Origin of the sequence: Streptomyces sp. DH-12 (assembly GCF_002899455.1) — a bacterium.
In the GTDB taxonomy this organism is placed as follows: domain Bacteria; phylum Actinomycetota; class Actinomycetes; order Streptomycetales; family Streptomycetaceae; genus Streptomyces.
Genome location: NZ_PPFB01000001.1, coordinates 2,186,090 through 2,202,167 on the forward strand (window position 1 = coordinate 2,186,090; position 16,078 = coordinate 2,202,167).

11 protein-coding genes and 1 pseudogene are annotated in these 16,078 nt (G+C 71.6%); 5 read left to right on the forward strand and 7 right to left on the reverse strand.

Going from position 1 to position 16,078, the window contains the following annotated elements; all coding sequences use genetic code 11:
• Nucleotides 1-66: 66 nt before the first annotated feature.
• A complete protein-coding gene (locus tag C1708_RS08645; RefSeq protein ID WP_106412104.1) occupies nucleotides 67-690 on the reverse strand; it encodes a TetR/AcrR family transcriptional regulator in 624 nt (207 codons plus the stop codon).
• Between the two features lie 185 nt (nucleotides 691-875).
• Here C1708_RS08645 and C1708_RS08650 point away from each other — a divergent pair, with 185 nt between their 5' ends.
• Nucleotides 876-2,423 carry an MFS transporter gene (locus C1708_RS08650; protein WP_106412105.1) on the forward strand — a complete coding sequence of 516 codons (1,548 nt, stop codon included), beginning with the start codon at nucleotides 876-878 and terminating at the stop codon, nucleotides 2,421-2,423.
• Nucleotides 2,424-2,812: 389 nt separating this feature from the next.
• Here the strand turns inward: C1708_RS08650 and C1708_RS08655 are convergent, their stop codons facing one another.
• The 3 genes from C1708_RS08655 to C1708_RS08665 all read right to left on the reverse strand — a co-directional run bounded on the left by C1708_RS08655 (nucleotide 2,813) and on the right by C1708_RS08665 (nucleotide 5,152).
• The gene (locus tag C1708_RS08655) at nucleotides 2,813-3,727 is read right to left on the reverse strand and encodes an ADP-ribosylglycohydrolase family protein (RefSeq protein ID WP_106412106.1); all 915 of its coding nucleotides are present in this window, start codon (nucleotides 3,725-3,727) and stop codon (nucleotides 2,813-2,815) included.
• Between the two features lie 49 nt (nucleotides 3,728-3,776).
• Nucleotides 3,777-4,436: a histidine phosphatase family protein gene (locus C1708_RS08660; RefSeq protein ID WP_106412107.1), complete on the reverse strand. Its 660-nt coding sequence runs from the start codon at nucleotides 4,434-4,436 to the stop codon at nucleotides 3,777-3,779.
• A 110-nt stretch (nucleotides 4,437-4,546) separates the two neighbouring features.
• Entirely contained in the window at nucleotides 4,547-5,152 is a 606-nt protein-coding gene (locus C1708_RS08665; RefSeq protein WP_106412108.1) for a YdbC family protein, read from the reverse strand.
• A 156-nt stretch (nucleotides 5,153-5,308) separates the two neighbouring features.
• On the opposite strand from C1708_RS08665, the gene C1708_RS08670 reads away from it, so the two are divergent.
• Entirely contained in the window at nucleotides 5,309-5,842 is a 534-nt protein-coding gene (locus tag C1708_RS08670) for a TerD family protein (protein ID WP_106412109.1), read from the forward strand.
• Between the two features lie 113 nt (nucleotides 5,843-5,955).
• On the opposite strand, the gene C1708_RS08675 is transcribed toward C1708_RS08670, so the two are convergent.
• On the reverse strand, nucleotides 5,956-8,850 hold the full coding sequence (locus tag C1708_RS08675; RefSeq protein WP_106412110.1) for a vitamin B12-dependent ribonucleotide reductase: 2,895 nt from the start codon (nucleotides 8,848-8,850) through the stop codon (nucleotides 5,956-5,958).
• Between the two features lie 167 nt (nucleotides 8,851-9,017).
• Nucleotides 9,018-9,575 carry a transcriptional regulator NrdR gene (gene nrdR / locus C1708_RS08680; protein WP_106412111.1) on the reverse strand — a complete coding sequence of 186 codons (558 nt, stop codon included), beginning with the start codon at nucleotides 9,573-9,575 and terminating at the stop codon, nucleotides 9,018-9,020.
• 585 nt (nucleotides 9,576-10,160) lie between these two features.
• Here nrdR and lexA point away from each other — a divergent pair.
• The gene (gene lexA / locus C1708_RS08685; protein WP_106412112.1) at nucleotides 10,161-10,940 is read left to right on the forward strand and encodes a transcriptional repressor LexA; all 780 of its coding nucleotides are present in this window, start codon (nucleotides 10,161-10,163) and stop codon (nucleotides 10,938-10,940) included.
• An 892-nt stretch (nucleotides 10,941-11,832) separates the two neighbouring features.
• On the opposite strand, the gene C1708_RS08695 is transcribed toward lexA, so the two are convergent.
• A complete protein-coding gene (locus C1708_RS08695; protein ID WP_106412114.1) occupies nucleotides 11,833-13,794 on the reverse strand; it encodes an ATP-dependent DNA helicase in 1,962 nt (653 codons plus the stop codon).
• A 406-nt stretch (nucleotides 13,795-14,200) separates the two neighbouring features.
• Between C1708_RS08695 and C1708_RS08700 the strand changes: the two genes are divergently transcribed.
• Entirely contained in the window at nucleotides 14,201-15,421 is a 1,221-nt protein-coding gene (locus tag C1708_RS08700) for a trypsin-like serine peptidase (RefSeq protein WP_106412115.1), read from the forward strand.
• 50 nt (nucleotides 15,422-15,471) lie between these two features.
• Nucleotides 15,472-16,020: pseudogene (locus C1708_RS08705) on the forward strand (hypothetical protein); the annotation flags it as partial.
• Nucleotides 16,021-16,078: the final 58 nt, after the last annotated feature.

Sequence of the window (16,078 nt, forward strand, 5' to 3'; positions counted from 1 at the left end):
GCCGCCCGGTCCGGCGTGCGACACCCCGGCTCCCCGACCGCGGTCACCGCCGTCATCACCTTGTGATCAGGAGGCGTGCGACCGCAGCAGCGGAATCATCAACTGGTCGATCATCTGCTCCAGATCGACGTCCGACCATTCGCTGCCGCACATCTTCGAGCGGTACATCATCATCGCCGGAATGATGTCGAAGACGTAGCCGTTGGCCGCGTCGGGGCGCACCTCTCCCCGCTCGATCCCGCGCTCGACCACCTCGCGGAGCTTCGCGAGGGTCGGCTCGATGACGCCGTTGACGATCACCGCGTGGAAGTGCTCGGCCTCCGCGCTGTCGCACTCGTGAATGACCGCGCGCAGGGCGCAGCCGGGCCTGGAGAACATCGCGTCCCGGGCCCTGCGGCACAGCTCCAGCAGGTCCTCGCGCACGCTCCCCAGGTCCGGCGCCTCGTCGAACTCGGGCAGCGCGGCGCGCAGGGCGTCCGCGACGAGGTCCTCCTTGGAGGGCCAGCGCCGGTAGACGGCGGCCTTCCCGGTCTGGGCGCCGGCGGCGACGCCTTCCATCGTCAGGCCGTTCCAGCCGACCGTGCTGAGCTGCTCCAGCGCGGCCTCGAGGATCGCCTGTTCCAGTACGGCGCCACGGCGGCGCGAGGCGACCGTCTGAGCCTGGGCAGCCGCCCAGCTCGAAGTAACCATCTGACTCTCTCCAACGAGCAGAGGAAGCGGGCATTGGGGGATGAAGCACCCGCCGCGCGGCGCCGAAGGGGGACACGCCGGAACGACGGCCATTCAGTGAACGCTTGCGTTCACTGTCGAGGGCTCCTACCGTTGACGCAACAGTGAACGCGCTCGTTCACTAACTCATTCGTGGGGGACCCATAGTGACCACCTCTCCTTTGCTCCAGGATCCACGGCCGGGTGCGGCCCGCCGACAAGGGCGTCCCGGTATCGCGCTCGCCGTCATCGCGGCCTGTCAACTCATGGTCGTACTCGACGCGACGATTGTGAACATCGCGCTCCCGCACATCCAGAATGCCCTGCAGTTCAGCACCACCGATCTGACGTGGGTGGTCAGCGCCTACACCCTGACCTTCGGCGGACTGCTGCTCCTCGGCGGCCGGGCGGGCGACATCCTCGGCCGCCGCCGCGTCTTCATGAGCGGCATCCTGCTGTTCACCGCGGCCTCCCTGCTCGGCGGACTGGCCCAGGAGCCCTGGCAACTGCTCGCCGCGCGCGTCCTGCAGGGCGTGGGCGGAGCGATCGCCTCGCCGACCTCGCTGGCACTCATCACCACCACGTTCCCGGAGGGCCCCGAACGCAACCGCGCCTTCGGCGTCTTCGCCGCGGTCTCGGCGGGCGGCGGCGCCATCGGGCTGCTCGCGGGCGGCATGCTCACCGAGTGGCTCGACTGGCGGTGGGTGCTCTTCGTCAACGTCCCCATCGGCCTGCTGATCGCCGTCCTCACGCCGATGTACATCAACGAGTCCGAACGGCACACCGGCCGCTTCGACATCGTGGGGGCGGTGACCTCGACGGCCGGTATGGCCACACTCGTCTACGGCTTCATCCGCGCGGCCGAGGAGGGGTGGCGGGACAGTCTCACCATCGGCTCCTTCGTCTCCTCGGTGCTCCTGCTGGCGGGCTTCGCCCTGATCGAGTCCCGCGCCAAGGAACCGATCACCCCGCTGCGGATGTTCGCCGACCGCAACCGCTCGGGCACGTACGTGATCATGCTCAGCCTCGCCGCGGCGATGTTCGGCATGTTCTTCTACATCGTTCTGTTCGTGCAGAACGTCCTCGGCTACACCCCGATCGAGGCCGGTCTCGCCTTCCTGCCCGTGACGGTCGTGATCGCCGCCGGGGCGGGGGTGTCGCAGCGGTTCCTGCCGGTGTTCGGACCCAAGCCGTTCATGATCATCGGCTCGGCGCTGGCCGCCCTCGGCCTGGCCTGGCAGACGCTGATCGACTCCGACAGCTCCTACGTCAGCGGCATTCTCGGGCCGATGCTGATCTTCGGCTTCGGCATGGGCCTGAACTTCGTGACGCTGACGCTCACCGCGGTCTCCGGAGTGGCCCAGCACGAGGCCGGCGCCGCCTCCGGTCTGCTCAACGCGACGCAGCAGGTGGGCGGATCGGTGGGCCTGGCACTGCTGACCACGGTGTTCGGCACGGCCAGCCGGGACGAGGCGGAGCAGCAGGTGCCGGCCTTCCTCGCCGAGGGGACGGCGGAGCAGCAGGCGGAGTTCGCCCGGACCCAGCAGCTTCCGGCGCCCTGGGGGCACGAGGTGCTCGCGCAGGGCATCTCCTCGGCGTTCATCCCGGCCGCCGCGATGGCCGTGCTGGCCCTGGCCGTCGCCTGGCTCGTCATCCGGGTCCGCAGGAGCGACCTGGAGGCGCTGTCCGGTTCGGCGGGACCGGGCATCGGCTGAGGGGGACACCGCACGCGTCCGGCCCGGCGACGCACCGGCCGACTCCACGGGGGTCGGCCGGGTGACGCCGGGCCGGCGCGCGCACCTGAGCAGCGCGGTGCACAGCACCAGCAGAACGCCCGCCCACACGGCCGGATCACGCGCCCCCACGGCCATCCCGCACACCTCCCCCGACGTCTCACGCCCCGTCCCCGCGCCGCCGACACGTGTCAGCGCCCACAGGACCTCACACCGCCCGCAGCGGACACACCGACAACGAGCGGCCGGTCACGCAGGGTTCCCGTCACGCACGGAGAGTTCCGACCGGCCGGGAGCGGCCGGCGCCCCGTTCCAGCGCAAGCACAAGCGCAAGAAGGCCCGCGAGCCGAGTCACGTCGCAGGCCGAGGCCTCAGACCTCGACCACCCGCGCCACCCACTCCGGCAACGGCTCCACCCGCTCCGCCCACGCCTCGGGCGGCGCCCCCGCGGAGCCCGCCGCGAGCACCCCGCCCACGATGGCGCAGGTGGTGTCGACATCCCCGCCCACCTGCGCGGTCGTCCAGAAGGCGTGCTCGTAGTCGCCCAGGGAGCGGGCGGCGGACCAGAGCGCGAAAGGCACCGTGTCGTGCGCGGTCGTACGCCGTCCGCAGCCGAGGACGGCCGCGACGGTGGCCGCGTCGCCGTAGTCGAGCATGTCGCGCGCCCGGCGCAGTCCCGCGCCGACCGCGCTCCGCGCGGGCACCAGCGCGATGACCCCGTCGAGGAGGTCCTCGGCGCGGGGCGGGCCGTCCGGCGCCGCGGCGAGGGCGGCGGCAGCGGCGACGGCCATGGCGCCGACCACGGCCTCGCGGTGCTGGTGCGTGGGGTAGGCGGAGATCTCCGCCTGGTGCGTGGCCTGCTCAGGGTCGTCGGCGTACCAGGCGCCCAGCGGCGCGATCCGCATCGCGGCGCCGTTGCCCCACGAGCCCTGGCCGTTGAAGAGCGCGGCGGCCAGCACTCGCCAGTCGCCGCCTTCGCGGACGAGCCGCAGCAGCCGGTTGACCGCGGGGCCGTACCCCCGGTCGAAGTCGTGGCGGTGGGCGAAGGAGTGGGCCAGGGCGTCCTGGTCGATGCGGTGGTGCGTGGCGAGGACGGTGACGACGGAGCACGCCATCTCGGTGTCGTCGGTCCACTGCCAGGGGCCCTCGGGCAGTTCGCGGCGCTTGAGCAGCGGGTGGTTCACCGGCACGAAGAACTGCGAGCCGAGCGCATCCCCCACCGACAGGCCGCGCAGGCTGGCCAGGGCGCGCTCCAGGCGCGTCTTCGGGGAATGATCAGTGGTCATCGCCTCGCAACTCTCCCATTCCGTTCTCGCCGACTCCAGCACATTTCGTCTATCCCGTGATCGGGTAGGGCTCCGGGTCCCGCCAGCGCTCGAAAGGCCGGTCGAGGGTGTACTTTCCGTTCTCGCCCAGGACGAGCATCCTCACCTCGGCGTTCCCCGGGTTGGACAGCGACTCGAACTCCGCCACGGTCCAGTGGAACCACCGCATGCAGAACAGCCGCATGGCCAGGCCGTGGGTGACGATGAGGACGTTCGGCGGGTGGTCCGGGGCCTCGAAGCTGCGGAAGAGGCTCTCCAGGAAACCGCCGACGCGGTCGTAGACGTCGGCGCCGGACTCGCCCTGGGCGAAGCGGTAGAAGAAGTGCCCGTAGGCGTCCCGGTAGGCCTTCTGCAGGCGTACGTCCTCGCGGTCCTGCCAGTTGCCCCAGTCCTGCTCGCGCAGCCGGGGCTCCTCCCGGACGCGTATCAGGTCCGGGTCGAGGTGGAAGGAGTGCAGGGTCTCGAGCGTCCGTCGGTACGGGGACACGTAGACGCTGACCCGTTCCTGCCCGAAGAGGTCGCGGAGCCGCTCGCCCGTCTCCTCGGCCTGCTTCCTGCCCCGTTCGGTGAGGCCGAGGGCGTGGTCGGGTTCGCGCTCGTAGACGGTGTCGTCGACATTGCCCCTTGATTCCCCGTGCCGGACAAGGACGATGCGCCGTGGTCGTGCCATGCCGAAACCCTAGATCCGGTGAGGGCGTTTCGGACACTCGTGCGCGTTCCGTACGGCATATGTCACACGAAGTTCGCCGTGCACGAGTCGCTGGAGCGTCCGCCGCCGGCTCACACCGTCCAGGCGGGCTCCATGTCGACGATGTCGCCCGCGAGGGCCGCGACGTCCGCCTCGGTCTGGGCCCGCAGCGCCAGCCGCTCCACGCGCTCGGTCCGGTACTTGCCGTGCTCGGCGGCGGACCGCCACATCGACAGGACCAGGTACTCGCTGCCCGGCGCCTCGCCGAACAGCCCCCGCACCATGCCGGGCGAGCCGGCCATCGCCGGGTTCCACACCTTCTCCTGCATGAGGACGAAGTGCTCGGCGCGCTCCTCGTGGACCCGGCACAGCGCGACCCTGATCAGGTCGGCGTCGGTGAAGCGCGGCTCGAACCCGGTCTTCACGTCGAAGCGGTGGTCGAACAGCCTGACCTGGGCGTCCTTGAAGGTGCCCGCCTGGGACGCGGCGAGCCGGTCGTGGGACCGGGCCATGAAGGAGTCGTAGAAGGCGCGGCTCTCCCAGAAGGAGAAGATGTGCGCCACGTCCTGACGTCCCCGGCTCCATCCTCCGCCCTGCGCGCGAAACCCCGGCTCCCCCAGAAGCCCCGCCCACTTCCGCTGCCCCCGCTCGAACCCCCGACGGTCCACCACGGTGCAGCGAATCCACTTGACCAGCACCGCGCCATCGTAAGGCCAGGGAGCGCCGCCCGGTCGCCCTCACGGGGACTGCGTACCGGCGCCCGGGAGCGCGGGCGTGGCAGGATGGACAATCTGCCGCGGACATGCGGCAGTTGGGGTGCGCCGGCAGGACGGTCACGAGGAAGGGGACAACGGGTGAACGGCCTCAGCAAGGGGATCCGCAAGGTCGAGATCGCGCTGCGGTGGGATCCGAGTCCGTCGGGAGAGCCCTCCACCGACCTCGATCTCGTCGCCGCGCCCTACCTGGAGGGCGACCCGCACGGCGACCCCGCCTACGTGGTGCACTTCGACAGCCGCTCCCCCGACGGCACCATCACGCTCAGCCGGGACAGCCAGGACGGCAAGGGGTTCGGGTACGACGAGGTCATGACGCTGGAGCTGGACCGCCTGGACCGGCGGTACGGGCGCGTGGTGGTCGGGGTCGTCATCCAGCAGCACCAGGCGCGGCGGACGTTCTCCGAGGTGGGCAACCCGGGGCTGCGCATCCGCGAGGGCTACGACGTCCTGGCGGAGGACGACTTCGGCGGGGTGCCCGGGGTGGCGGCGGCCACGGTCGCGGAGTTCGTCCGGGAGGGCACGGGCCGCTGGGAGTTCAGGGCGGGCGTGCACGGCTTCGACGGCGACCCGGTGGGCTTTCCCCGCGAGATGGGCGCGGCCCGCCGGACCTGACGCCGGCGGGCCGTCGGCGGTACGGCCGGGAACGCCCGAGGGCGGTGGCACCGGAACCCCGGTGCCACCGCCCTCGCCGTCTCACCCCCGGGCAGCGCCCGGAGGGGCCGGCGTCAGCTGCAGCCGCTGGTCGAGCCGCAGCCCTCGCAGATGTAGCAGGAACCGGCCCGCTGCATCTTCGTGCCGCAGGAGAAGCACAGCGGGGCGTCGGCCTGGATGCCCAGCTGCATCTCCACCAGCTCGGCGCTGGTGTGGGCCTGCTTCGGAGCGGGCTTGACCGCCTCGGTCTCGGCCTTCGGCGTGGTGACCGCCTTCAGCTCCTGGGCGCGCGGAGCCGACTGCGCCAGGCCCTCGACGTCGACGTCCTCGTCGGCCGGCTCGTACGAACCGGTCTCCAGGTGACGCTGCCGCTCCTCGGCGGAGTGGATGCCGAGCGCGGAGCGCGTCTCGAACGGCAGGAAGTCCAGCGCCAGGCGGCGGAAGATGTAGTCGACGATCGACTGTGCCATCCGCACGTCCGGGTCGTCCGTCATGCCGGCCGGCTCGAAGCGCATGTTGGTGAACTTGGAGACGTACGTCTCCAGCGGCACGCCGTACTGGAGGCCCACCGAGACGGCGATGGAGAAGGCGTCCATCATGCCCGCGAGCGTCGACCCCTGCTTGGACATCTTCAGGAAGACCTCGCCGAGACCGTCGTCCGGGTAGGAGTTGGCGGTCATGTACCCCTCGGCGCCGCCCACCGTGAAGGAGGTGGTGATGCCGGGACGGCCCTTGGGGAGACGCTTGCGGACCGGGCGGTACTCGACGACCTTCTCGACCGCGGCGCGGATCGTCTCCTCGGCCTTCTCGGTGACCTCGGCCTTCTCCTTCTCCTTGGTCTTGGCGGAGAGCGGCTGGCCGACCTTGCAGTTGTCGCGGTAGATGGCGAGCGCCTTGACGCCCAGCTTCCAGGCCTCGAAGTAGATCTCCTCGACCTCCTCGACGGTCGCCGTCTCCGGCATGTTGACCGTCTTGGAGATGGCGCCGGAGATCCAGGGCTGGATCGCGGCCATCATGCGGACGTGGCCCATCGGGGAGATGGCGCGCTCGCCCATGGCGCAGTCGAACACCTCGTAGTGCTCCTGCTTGAGGCCGGGGGCGTCGATCACGTTGCCGTGCTCGGCGATGTGGGCGACGATCGCCTCGATCTGCTCCTCCTGGTAGCCCAGGCGGCGCAGGGCCTGCGGGACGGTGCCGTTGACGATCTGCATCGAGCCGCCGCCGACCAGCTTCTTGAACTTGACCAGGGCGAGGTCGGGCTCGACACCGGTGGTGTCGCAGGACATCGCCAGGCCGATGGTGCCGGTCGGGGCGAGCACGGACGCCTGGGCGTTGCGGAAGCCGTTCGTCTCGCCGAGGCGCAGCACGTCCTGCCAGGCCTCGGTGGCGGCGGCCCACACCGGGGTGTCCAGGTCGTCCATGCGCACGGCGGTGCCGTTGGCGTCGGCGTGCTGCTTCATGACGCGCTTGTGGGCGTCGGCGTTGCGGGCGTAGCCGTCGTACGGGCCGACGATCGCGGCCAGCTCGGCGGAGCGGCGGTAGGCGGTGCCGGTCATCAGGGAGGTGATGGCACCGGCCAGGGCGCGGCCGCCGTCGGAGTCGTAGGCGTGACCGGTGGCCATCAGCAGGGCGCCGAGGTTGGCGTAGCCGATGCCCAGCTGCCGGAAGGCGCGGGTGTTCTCACCGATCTTCTGGGTCGGGAAGTCCGCGAAGCAGATCGAGATGTCCATCGCGGTGATGACCAGCTCGACGACCTTCTGGAAGCGCTCGGTCTCGAACGACTGGTCGCCCTTGCCGTCGTCCTTGAGGAACTTCATCAGGTTCAGCGAGGCCAGGTTGCAGGACGTGTTGTCCAGGTGCATGTACTCGCTGCACGGGTTCGACGCGGTGATCCGGCCGGACTCGGGGCAGGTGTGCCAGTGGTTGATGACGCCGTCGTACTGGATGCCCGGGTCGGCGCAGGCCCAGGCGGCCTCGGCGATCTTGCGGAAGAGCGCCTTGGCGTCGACCTCCTCGATGACCTCGCCGGTCATGCGGGCACGCAGGCCGAACTTGCCGCCCTTCTCGACGGCCTCCATGAACTCGTCGTTGACGCGCACGGAGTTGTTGGCGTTCTGGTACTGGACGGACGCGATGTCGTCGCCGCCCAGGTCCATGTCGAAGCCCGCGTCGCGCAGGACGCGGATCTTCTCCTCCTCCTTGACCTTGGTCTCGATGAAGTCCTCGATGTCGGGGTGGTCCACGTCGAGGACGACCATCTTCGCGGCGCGGCGGGTGGCGCCGCCGGACTTGATGGTGCCGGCGGAGGCGTCGGCGCCGCGCATGAAGGAGACCGGGCCGGAGGCGTTGCCGCCGGAGGAGAGCAGCTCCTTGGAGGAGCGGATGCGGGAGAGGTTCAGGCCGGCGCCGGAGCCGCCCTTGAAGATCATGCCCTCTTCCTTGTACCAGTCGAGGATCGACTCCATGGAGTCGTCGACGGACAGGATGAAGCAGGCGCTGACCTGCTGCGGCTGGGGCGTGCCCACGTTGAACCACACGGGGCTGTTGAAGCTGAAGATCTGGTGCAGGAGGGCGTAGGCCAGCTCGTGCTCGAAGATCTCGGCGTCGGCGGGCGAGGCGAAGTACCTGTTGTCCTCGCCGGCCTTCCGGTACGTCTTCACGATGCGGTCGATCAGCTGCTTGAGGCTGGTCTCGCGCTGCGGGGTGCCGACGGCACCGCGGAAGTACTTGCTGGTGACGATGTTGACCGCGTTCACCGACCAGAAGTCGGGGAACTCCACGCCGCGCTGCTCGAAGTTGACCGAGCCGTCGCGCCAGTTGGTCATGACGACGTCACGGCGCTCCCAGGCCACCTCGTCGTACGGGTGGACCCCCGGGGTGGTGTGAATGCGCTCGACGCGCAGTCCCTTGCCGGCCTTGCTCGCCTTGGCTCGGGAACTACGTGCCGGACCGCTCGCCGTCTCTGTCATGCCGCCTCCCTGATACGGGCGAAAACGCCCTGAAGTGCCCCGATGTTCCCGTGGCACGGTGTTCTGTCTGATGCTGCGGGCACCCACTCGCCTGCCCGCAACAGGTCTGTTCGTCGCCGCCGGCCGAACCGGTCCCCGGACCGTCGCGTCCGGGGCCGGACCGCTGCTCAGCCGGTGGCGGGAGCGGGCGCGGGGACCTGGGCGGCCCCCTCCTGCCCGCTGTCGTCTTCCCGGCTCCCCGGGGCGGCCCCGTCGCCGTCCCCGTCGTCCGCGCCGGGCCGCTCCGCCCGCCTGAGTTCCGCGATCGCGGCCTCGAAGTCCTCCAGCGAGTCGAACGCCCGGTACACGGACGCGAACCGCAGGTAGGCGACGAGGTCGAGTTCCTGCAACGGGCCGAGTATGGCCAGTCCCACGTCGTGGGTGGTCAGCTCGGCGCTCCCGGTGGCCCGCACCGCTTCCTCGACCCGCTGGCCGAGCTGGGCGAGGGCGTCCTCGGTGACGGGCCGTCCCTGGCACGCCTTGCGCACACCGTTGATGATCTTGGTGCGGCTGAACGGCTCGGTGACTCCCGACCGCTTGACCACCATGAGCGAACACGTCTCCACGGTCGTGAAACGACGGGAGCAGTCCGGGCACTGGCGGCGCCTGCGGATCGACGTGCCGTCGTCGGTCGTACGGCTGTCGACGACACGGCTGTCGGGGTGCCTGCAGAAGGGGCAGTGCATGGATCCCAACCCTCCTCACAGCAGACTCGATGGCCTCGCCAGGCCTCAGGGGCCTCACGAAGCAGCACCAGCATAGGCGATCACGGAGCCCTCGAAGACCGGGGGGACCACAACTTCTGGGCTGCTGCCGGAATCCAACCACTAGATGTGGGGATTGGCTCATACATTCAGGCCGCGCGCGTGTCGCGCTCACCGGAGCGGGAAGACGGGCCCGGAGGTCTGCCCACCGGAGCCCGGAGGTCCTCCCGTCACGGATCCCGGGGGCTCCGCCCGTCGGGGAGAAGGCGTGCCGGAGACGGGGAGGGGGCGTGCCGTTCCGGAGGAGGGCGGGGCCGCTTCACGCGCGCGGGAGCCCACGGTGGCAGACTGAGTCCGCGCGCCGCGAGGCCGCCGCCCCGGCGGAGACCTCGGCGGAGAAGAGTACAACAAATGGCCCGTTTGTCCGGCGGGAAGCGTGGCGACCAATACACCTCGGCGAAAGAACACGTACCGCAATTCGCTTTTTTTCACTCGAACGTGTGTTTGGCGCAACCTTTCGAAAGCCTCTACCGTTGTGCTGCAGGGAGACCATCGAGAGGGGCCGACGTGACCACCACCGCAGACAGTGCCGCCATCACCGCCCAGGACCGCTCCCAGGGCCGCATCGAGCCGGTGCACGCGATGAACGAAGCCACGAATCCCGAGGCGCACAAGCGCTCCCTGCCGGGCCGGCCTCCCGGCATCCGGGCGGACAGCTCCGGACTCACCGACCGCCAGCGCCGGGTCATCGAGGTCATCAGGGACTCGGTGCAGCGCCGCGGCTACCCGCCGTCGATGCGTGAGATCGGCCAGGCGGTCGGACTGTCCAGCACCTCCTCCGTCGCGCACCAGCTCATGGCGCTGGAGCGCAAGGGTTTCCTGCGCCGTGACCCGCACCGCCCGCGCGCGTACGAGGTGCGGGGGTCCGACCAGGCCGCGTCCGTGCAGCCGACGGACACCGCCGGCAAGCCCGCCGCGTCCTACGTGCCGCTGATCGGCCGGATCGCCGCCGGTGGCCCGATCCTCGCGGAGGAGTCCGTCGAGGACGTCTTCCCTCTGCCCCGGCAGCTCGTCGGCGACGGTGAGCTGTTCGTGCTGAAGGTCGTGGGTGACTCCATGATCGAGGCCGCGATCTGCGACGGCGACTGGGTCACGGTCCGCCGCCAGCCGGTCGCCGAGAACGGCGACATCGTGGCGGCGATGCTCGACGGCGAGGCGACCGTGAAGCGGTTCAAGCGGGAGGACGGCCATGTGTGGCTGCTCCCGCACAACGCGGCCTACGAGCCGATCCCCGGCGACGACGCGACGATCCTCGGCAAGGTGGTGGCCGTCCTCCGCCGCGTCTGACCCCTGGCGGGACGCCGAGTCGCTCCTCGGCCTGCCCCACCCCTCTGACCGGGCCCCGGAACCCCTGCGCCGGTTCCGGGGCCCTGTGTTGCCCACGGACGCCGTGCGCAGCGCCCTGGGCCTCGAAGCGGGCGGCGCCGTCGCCGCGGCGCCCGGGTGCCGCTCACGGCGCCGACCGGGACGCTGTTCCCCGCCCCTGGGAGTTCCCTGCCCCCGGGACATCCCGGCCACCGGGCCGGGGTCTGTGCGTCGCGCCCGTCTGGGGGTTTTCGGCGTGCCGTCGACACGCCCCGGACGCCGCACGCCGGCTGGGACGCCGTCTCGAAGCCCGGATGTCGCGGTCGGCGCTCGAACACCCGACCGCCGGACCGCCGGACCGGAACGCGTGCGCCGCGCCCGCGCGAAGGGGGACCCGCGCGGCGGGACAACCCCACCACCGGCGTCGATGACCGTCGGCCGGCCCCCGCCCCGCGACGGCGCGGCGTCCGTCGCGACGGACACGGCCACCGGTGGCGTCTGTCCGGTGACGGGGACGCCCCTTCGCGGCCTCACGCCGACGGCCGTCACCTGGGCGGTCTGCGACTGCCCAGCACGCACGGGCCCGGGTACGGCGGACGTTCCCGCTCACGGCCTCGTCGCCCAGCGACGGAACGCGGCCGGGCCCTTGTGGCCCGCCGAAGGATCCGGCCGACCCCGCCGGTCCGCTGAAACGGGCCTCCCCCGCAGCCGAGCGTCCTTCGCGGAACTCGGGAGGCCGTCACCCGTCCGGCTGCGGGCCCCGCCCCTGCCGGGAGGGCGCGGCGCACAGCGGCCTCCGTGGTCGTGCTTCCGCCCGCCGGAGGGCATGAGTCCGAGCCGTCTCAAAGGGGCAGCGGGGTCTCTCCGCCCCGCCCTACCCCGCCGCCGCGTCGATCGCCGCGAGCGACTTCCTGACCTGGCTGCGGTCGGTCGTGTACCAGAAGTCCGGCATCGAGGCCTTCAGATAGCTGCCGTAGCGTGCCGTGGCCAGGCGCGGGTCGAGGACCGCGACCACGCCCCGGTCGCCCGAGGCGCGGACCAGGCGGCCCGCGCCCTGGGCCATCAGCAGCGCCGCGTGCGTCGCGGCGACCGCCATGAAGCCGTTGCCGCCCGCCTCCTCCACGGCCTTCTGGCGGGCGCTCATCAGGGGGTCGTCCGGACGCGGGAAGGGGATCTTGTCCATGACCACCAACTGGCAGCTGGGCCCCGGGACGTCCACGCCCTGCCACAGCGACAGCGTGCCGAAGAGGCACGTCCGCGCGTCCGCGGCGAAGTTCTTGATCAGTTCGCCGAGCGTCTCCTCGCCCTGGAGGAGGATCGGGAACTCCGGGATCCGCGACCGCAGCTCCTCCGCCGCGAGCTGGGCCGCCCGCATCGAGGAGAACAGCCCCAGCGTGCGTCCGCCCGCCGCCTGGATCAGCTCCGTGAGCTCGTCCAGCATGTCCGTGCGGTCCCCGTCCCTGGCCGGGCGGGCCAGGTGCTTGGCGACGTACAGGATGCCCTGCCTGGGGTAGTCGAACGGCGAGCCGACGTCCACGCCCTTCCACTGCGGGAGGTCGTCCCCCTCGGCGCCCTCGGGACCGAGTCCCAGCGACGCCCCCACTCCGTTGAAGTCGCCGCCCAGCTTCAGCGTCGCGGACGTCAGCACGACGGAGCGGTCGGTGAACAGCTTCTCGCGCAGCAGCCCGGAGACCGACATGGGCGCGACCCGCAGCGACGCCCCGAAGCGGTCGTGCCGCTCGTACCAGACGACGTCCCACTCGGAGCCGTTGGTGATCCGCTCCGCCACGTCGTGGACGCTCTCCACCGAGGCCAGCGCCTGCTTGCGGACCGCGTCCTCGTCCTGGACGGACTTGTCGCGGGTGGAGCCGATCGCGGAGATCACCGTGCGGCACGCGTCGCGCAGCGCCATCAGGGCGTAGCCGAGGTCCTCCGGGATCTCCTCCAGCCGGCCGGGCAGGGCCAGCTCCATCAGCCGTTCGAAGCCCTCCGCGGCTGTCTGCAGCTGGTCGGCCGCCTTCTCGTTCACCAGCTTCGCCGCGCGCCGCACCGCGCGGTTCACCTGGCCCGGGGTGAGCTCGCCGGTGGCCACCCCGGTCACCCGGGAGACCAGCTCGTGCGCCTCGTCCACGATCAGCACCTCGTGCTGCGGCAGCACCGGCGCGCCCTCGATGGCGTCGATGGCGAGCAGCGCGTGATTGGTGACGATCACCTCGGCGAGCTTGGCGCGCTCACGGGCCGCCTCGGCGAAGCACTCCGCGCCGTACGCGCACTTCGTGGCGCCCAGGCACTCCCGCGAGGACACCGACACCTGGGACCAGGCCCGGTCGGACACGCCCGGCGTGAGGTCGTCCCGGTCGCCGCTCTCCGTCTCGTCCGACCAGTCACGCAGCCGCAGCAGGTCCTGGCCCAGCTTGCTGGTGGGCGCGGCCGCCTCGAACTGGTCGAAGAGGCCCTCCTCCTCGTCCTGCGGCACGCCCTCGTGCAGCCGGTGCAGGCACAGGTAGTTCGACCGGCCCTTGAGCATGGCGAACTCCGGGCGGCGGCGCAGCAGCGGATGCAGCGCCTCCACCGTGCGCGGCAGGTCCCGCTCCACCAGCTGCCGCTGGAGCGCCAGGGTGGCCGTCGCCACGACGACCCGCTCCCCGTGCGCGAGCGCGGGCACCAGGTAGCCCAGGGACTTGCCGGTGCCGGTGCCGGCCTGGACCAGCAGATGGGCGCCGTCGTCGATCGCCTCGGCGACGGCTTCGGCCATGGCCACCTGACCGGGGCGCTCCGTGCCGCCGACGGCAGTGACGGCAGCGTGCAGGAGTTCGGGGAGTGAGGGCTTCGTCATAGCCCGACCACCCTACGGCCCTTCACCGACAAAGGTGCGCGCACACCGAAGGCGGCGGAGGTGACCGGCGCCCCGCACCTGAAGCACCGCTCCGCATCCGAAGCACCGCCCGGCGCCCGAAGCACCGCCCCGGCGCGCGGTGCCCGGAGGGACCGCGGCCGCCACCGCGCCCGGCGGCCCCACGCCCCCACGCCCCCACGCCCCCACGCCGCGAGATCCACCCACGACGGCCAGGTCAGAAGCCTTGTAGCCGAACCGTTGCCGTTCCGTCGGACGCCCCCCACGGCGAACGCCTAGTGTGTGGTGCCGTCATCCCAAGCCGTCGGAGCAGCAGTGCGACTCGTCCGGGTCGGATGTGAAGACGGGCGCGGCACCACCATCGTTCATTCCAGGGGGAGTCCAGATCATGCGATCCATACGGCCGTCGTCCACCGCCCGCCGCGCGAGGAGGCCGTCGCGCGGAACCTCCCCCGTGCTGGCGGCGGTTGCCCTCGCCTCCGCGCTCGCACTGACCGCCACCGCATGCCAGTCGGGCGACACCGACGCGAGCGCGGACGCCTCCGCGACGGCCGCCGACGACGGCAAGTTCAAGATCCCGGACGACATCACGGACCGGCTCAAGGAGCACGGGATCGACCTCGACAAGTGGCGGGACGGGGCCTGGAAGGACTGGGACAAGGACAAGTGGCTGCGTGAGGCGCAGGACTTCGTCAACCCGATCATCGAGGACCTGTGGAACCCCGACCGCATGCGGGACGCCGACGAGCCCGACCAGCCCGAGGTCGACGAGAACGACGTCTCCGGCGACCAGGGCGTGACCGACCCGACGCCGGAGCCGGTGCAGGCGAAGGCCGTGCCGCCGTCGTACCACGAGAACGCGCCCACCGCGGGCAAGGTCTTCTTCGACTCCCCCGAGGGCACGATGGTCTGCTCCGCGACGGTGGTGCAGGACCCGGCCAACCCTGGCAAGTCCAACATGGTGTGGACGGCGGGCCACTGCGTGCACGCGGGCAAGAAGGGCGGCTGGTACCGCAACATCGCCTTCGTGCCGTCGTACAACGACTCGGGCCTGTCGGCGAAGGAGATCGAGGGCGCCTCCAAGGAGGAGGTCGCTCCGTACGGCGTCTGGTGGGGCGACTGGGCGCAGACCTCGGACCAGTGGATCGAGCAGGGCGGTGCGACGGGCGGTGACGGCGCCTCGTACGACTTCGCGGTCATCCATGTGACGCCGGAGGAGGGCGGCGACGGCAAGTCGCTGGAGGAAACGGTCGGTTCGGCCCTGCCGGTGGACTTCGACGCGCCCGCCGTGCCGAAGATCGAGGAGATGACGGCGATCGGTTACCCGGCCGCGCCGCCGTACGACGGGCAGACGATGTACTCGTGCGTGGACGAGCCGGGCCGGCTGTCGCTCGGCGCGTCCGACCCGACGATGTACCGCATCGGGTGCAGCATGACCGCCGGCTCCTCCGGCGGAGGCTGGATCGCGGCCGGTGAGAACGGCGAGCCGGCGCTGGTCTCCAACACCTCCATCGGGCCGGTGACGACCGGCTGGCTGGCCGGGCCGCGGCTCGGCGAGGAGGCCAAGAGCGTCTACGACGCGGTCAGCGGGAAGTTCGCCGGCCGGTGACCGGACGGCCCGCCCCGGGCGACGCCGCGCGCCCGGGGCGGACGGCGGCACGCTCCGAGGCGGAGCTGAGCGGCGCGGACGCCTCCGAGGTCGCCCCGTACGGCAACTGGTGGGCGGACTGGGCGTCGACGTCCGGCGGCCGGATCCGGGGCGGCTCGGCGAGCGGCGGCGACGGGGCGGCGTACGACTACGCCGTGCTGCACGTACAGCCGGAGCAGGGCTCCCGGTCGCTGGAGGAGACCGTCGGCACCGCGCTCGACGTGGACTTCTCCGGCCCGACCGCCGCCGAGGCGGGCACGGCGGGCGCCCGGGGCTGCCCGGCCGCGCCGCCGTACGACGGGCTGCGGATGTTCACGTGCCTGGACACACCGGGCCGGTTCTCGATCGCCCCGGACCCGCCGGACAGGTACCGCATCGGCTGCACGACGACCGGCGGCTCGTCCGGCGGCGGCTGGTTCCGGGTGGGCGACGGCATGACGGTGCTGGTGTCCGACACCTCGATCGGTCCGCTGGACCACACCTGGCTCGCGGTACCGCGCCTCGGCGCGGACGCCGAGGCGCGGTACCGGAACATGAGCGAGACCTACGGCGGCCGCTGAGCCGCGCAGGACGAGGGCCCGCCCCCTGCCGGTGTGGCGGGGGGCGGGCCCTCGTCCG

Excerpts from the sequence above, each read along its gene's own strand:
- C1708_RS08700 (WP_106412115.1), top strand. The coding sequence starts at position 14,201 with ATGCGATCCATACGGCCGTCGTCCACCGCCCGCCGCGCGAGGAGGCCG.
- C1708_RS08645 (WP_106412104.1), bottom strand. The coding sequence starts at position 690 with ATGGTTACTTCGAGCTGGGCGGCTGCCCAGGCTCAGACGGTCGCCTCG.
- C1708_RS08660 (WP_106412107.1), bottom strand. The coding sequence starts at position 4,436 with ATGGCACGACCACGGCGCATCGTCCTTGTCCGGCACGGGGAATCAAGG.
- nrdR (WP_106412111.1), bottom strand. The coding sequence starts at position 9,575 with ATGCACTGCCCCTTCTGCAGGCACCCCGACAGCCGTGTCGTCGACAGC.
- C1708_RS08655 (WP_106412106.1), bottom strand. The coding sequence starts at position 3,727 with ATGACCACTGATCATTCCCCGAAGACGCGCCTGGAGCGCGCCCTGGCC.
- C1708_RS08675 (WP_106412110.1), bottom strand. The coding sequence starts at position 8,850 with ATGACAGAGACGGCGAGCGGTCCGGCACGTAGTTCCCGAGCCAAGGCG.
- C1708_RS08695 (WP_106412114.1), bottom strand. The coding sequence starts at position 13,794 with ATGACGAAGCCCTCACTCCCCGAACTCCTGCACGCTGCCGTCACTGCC.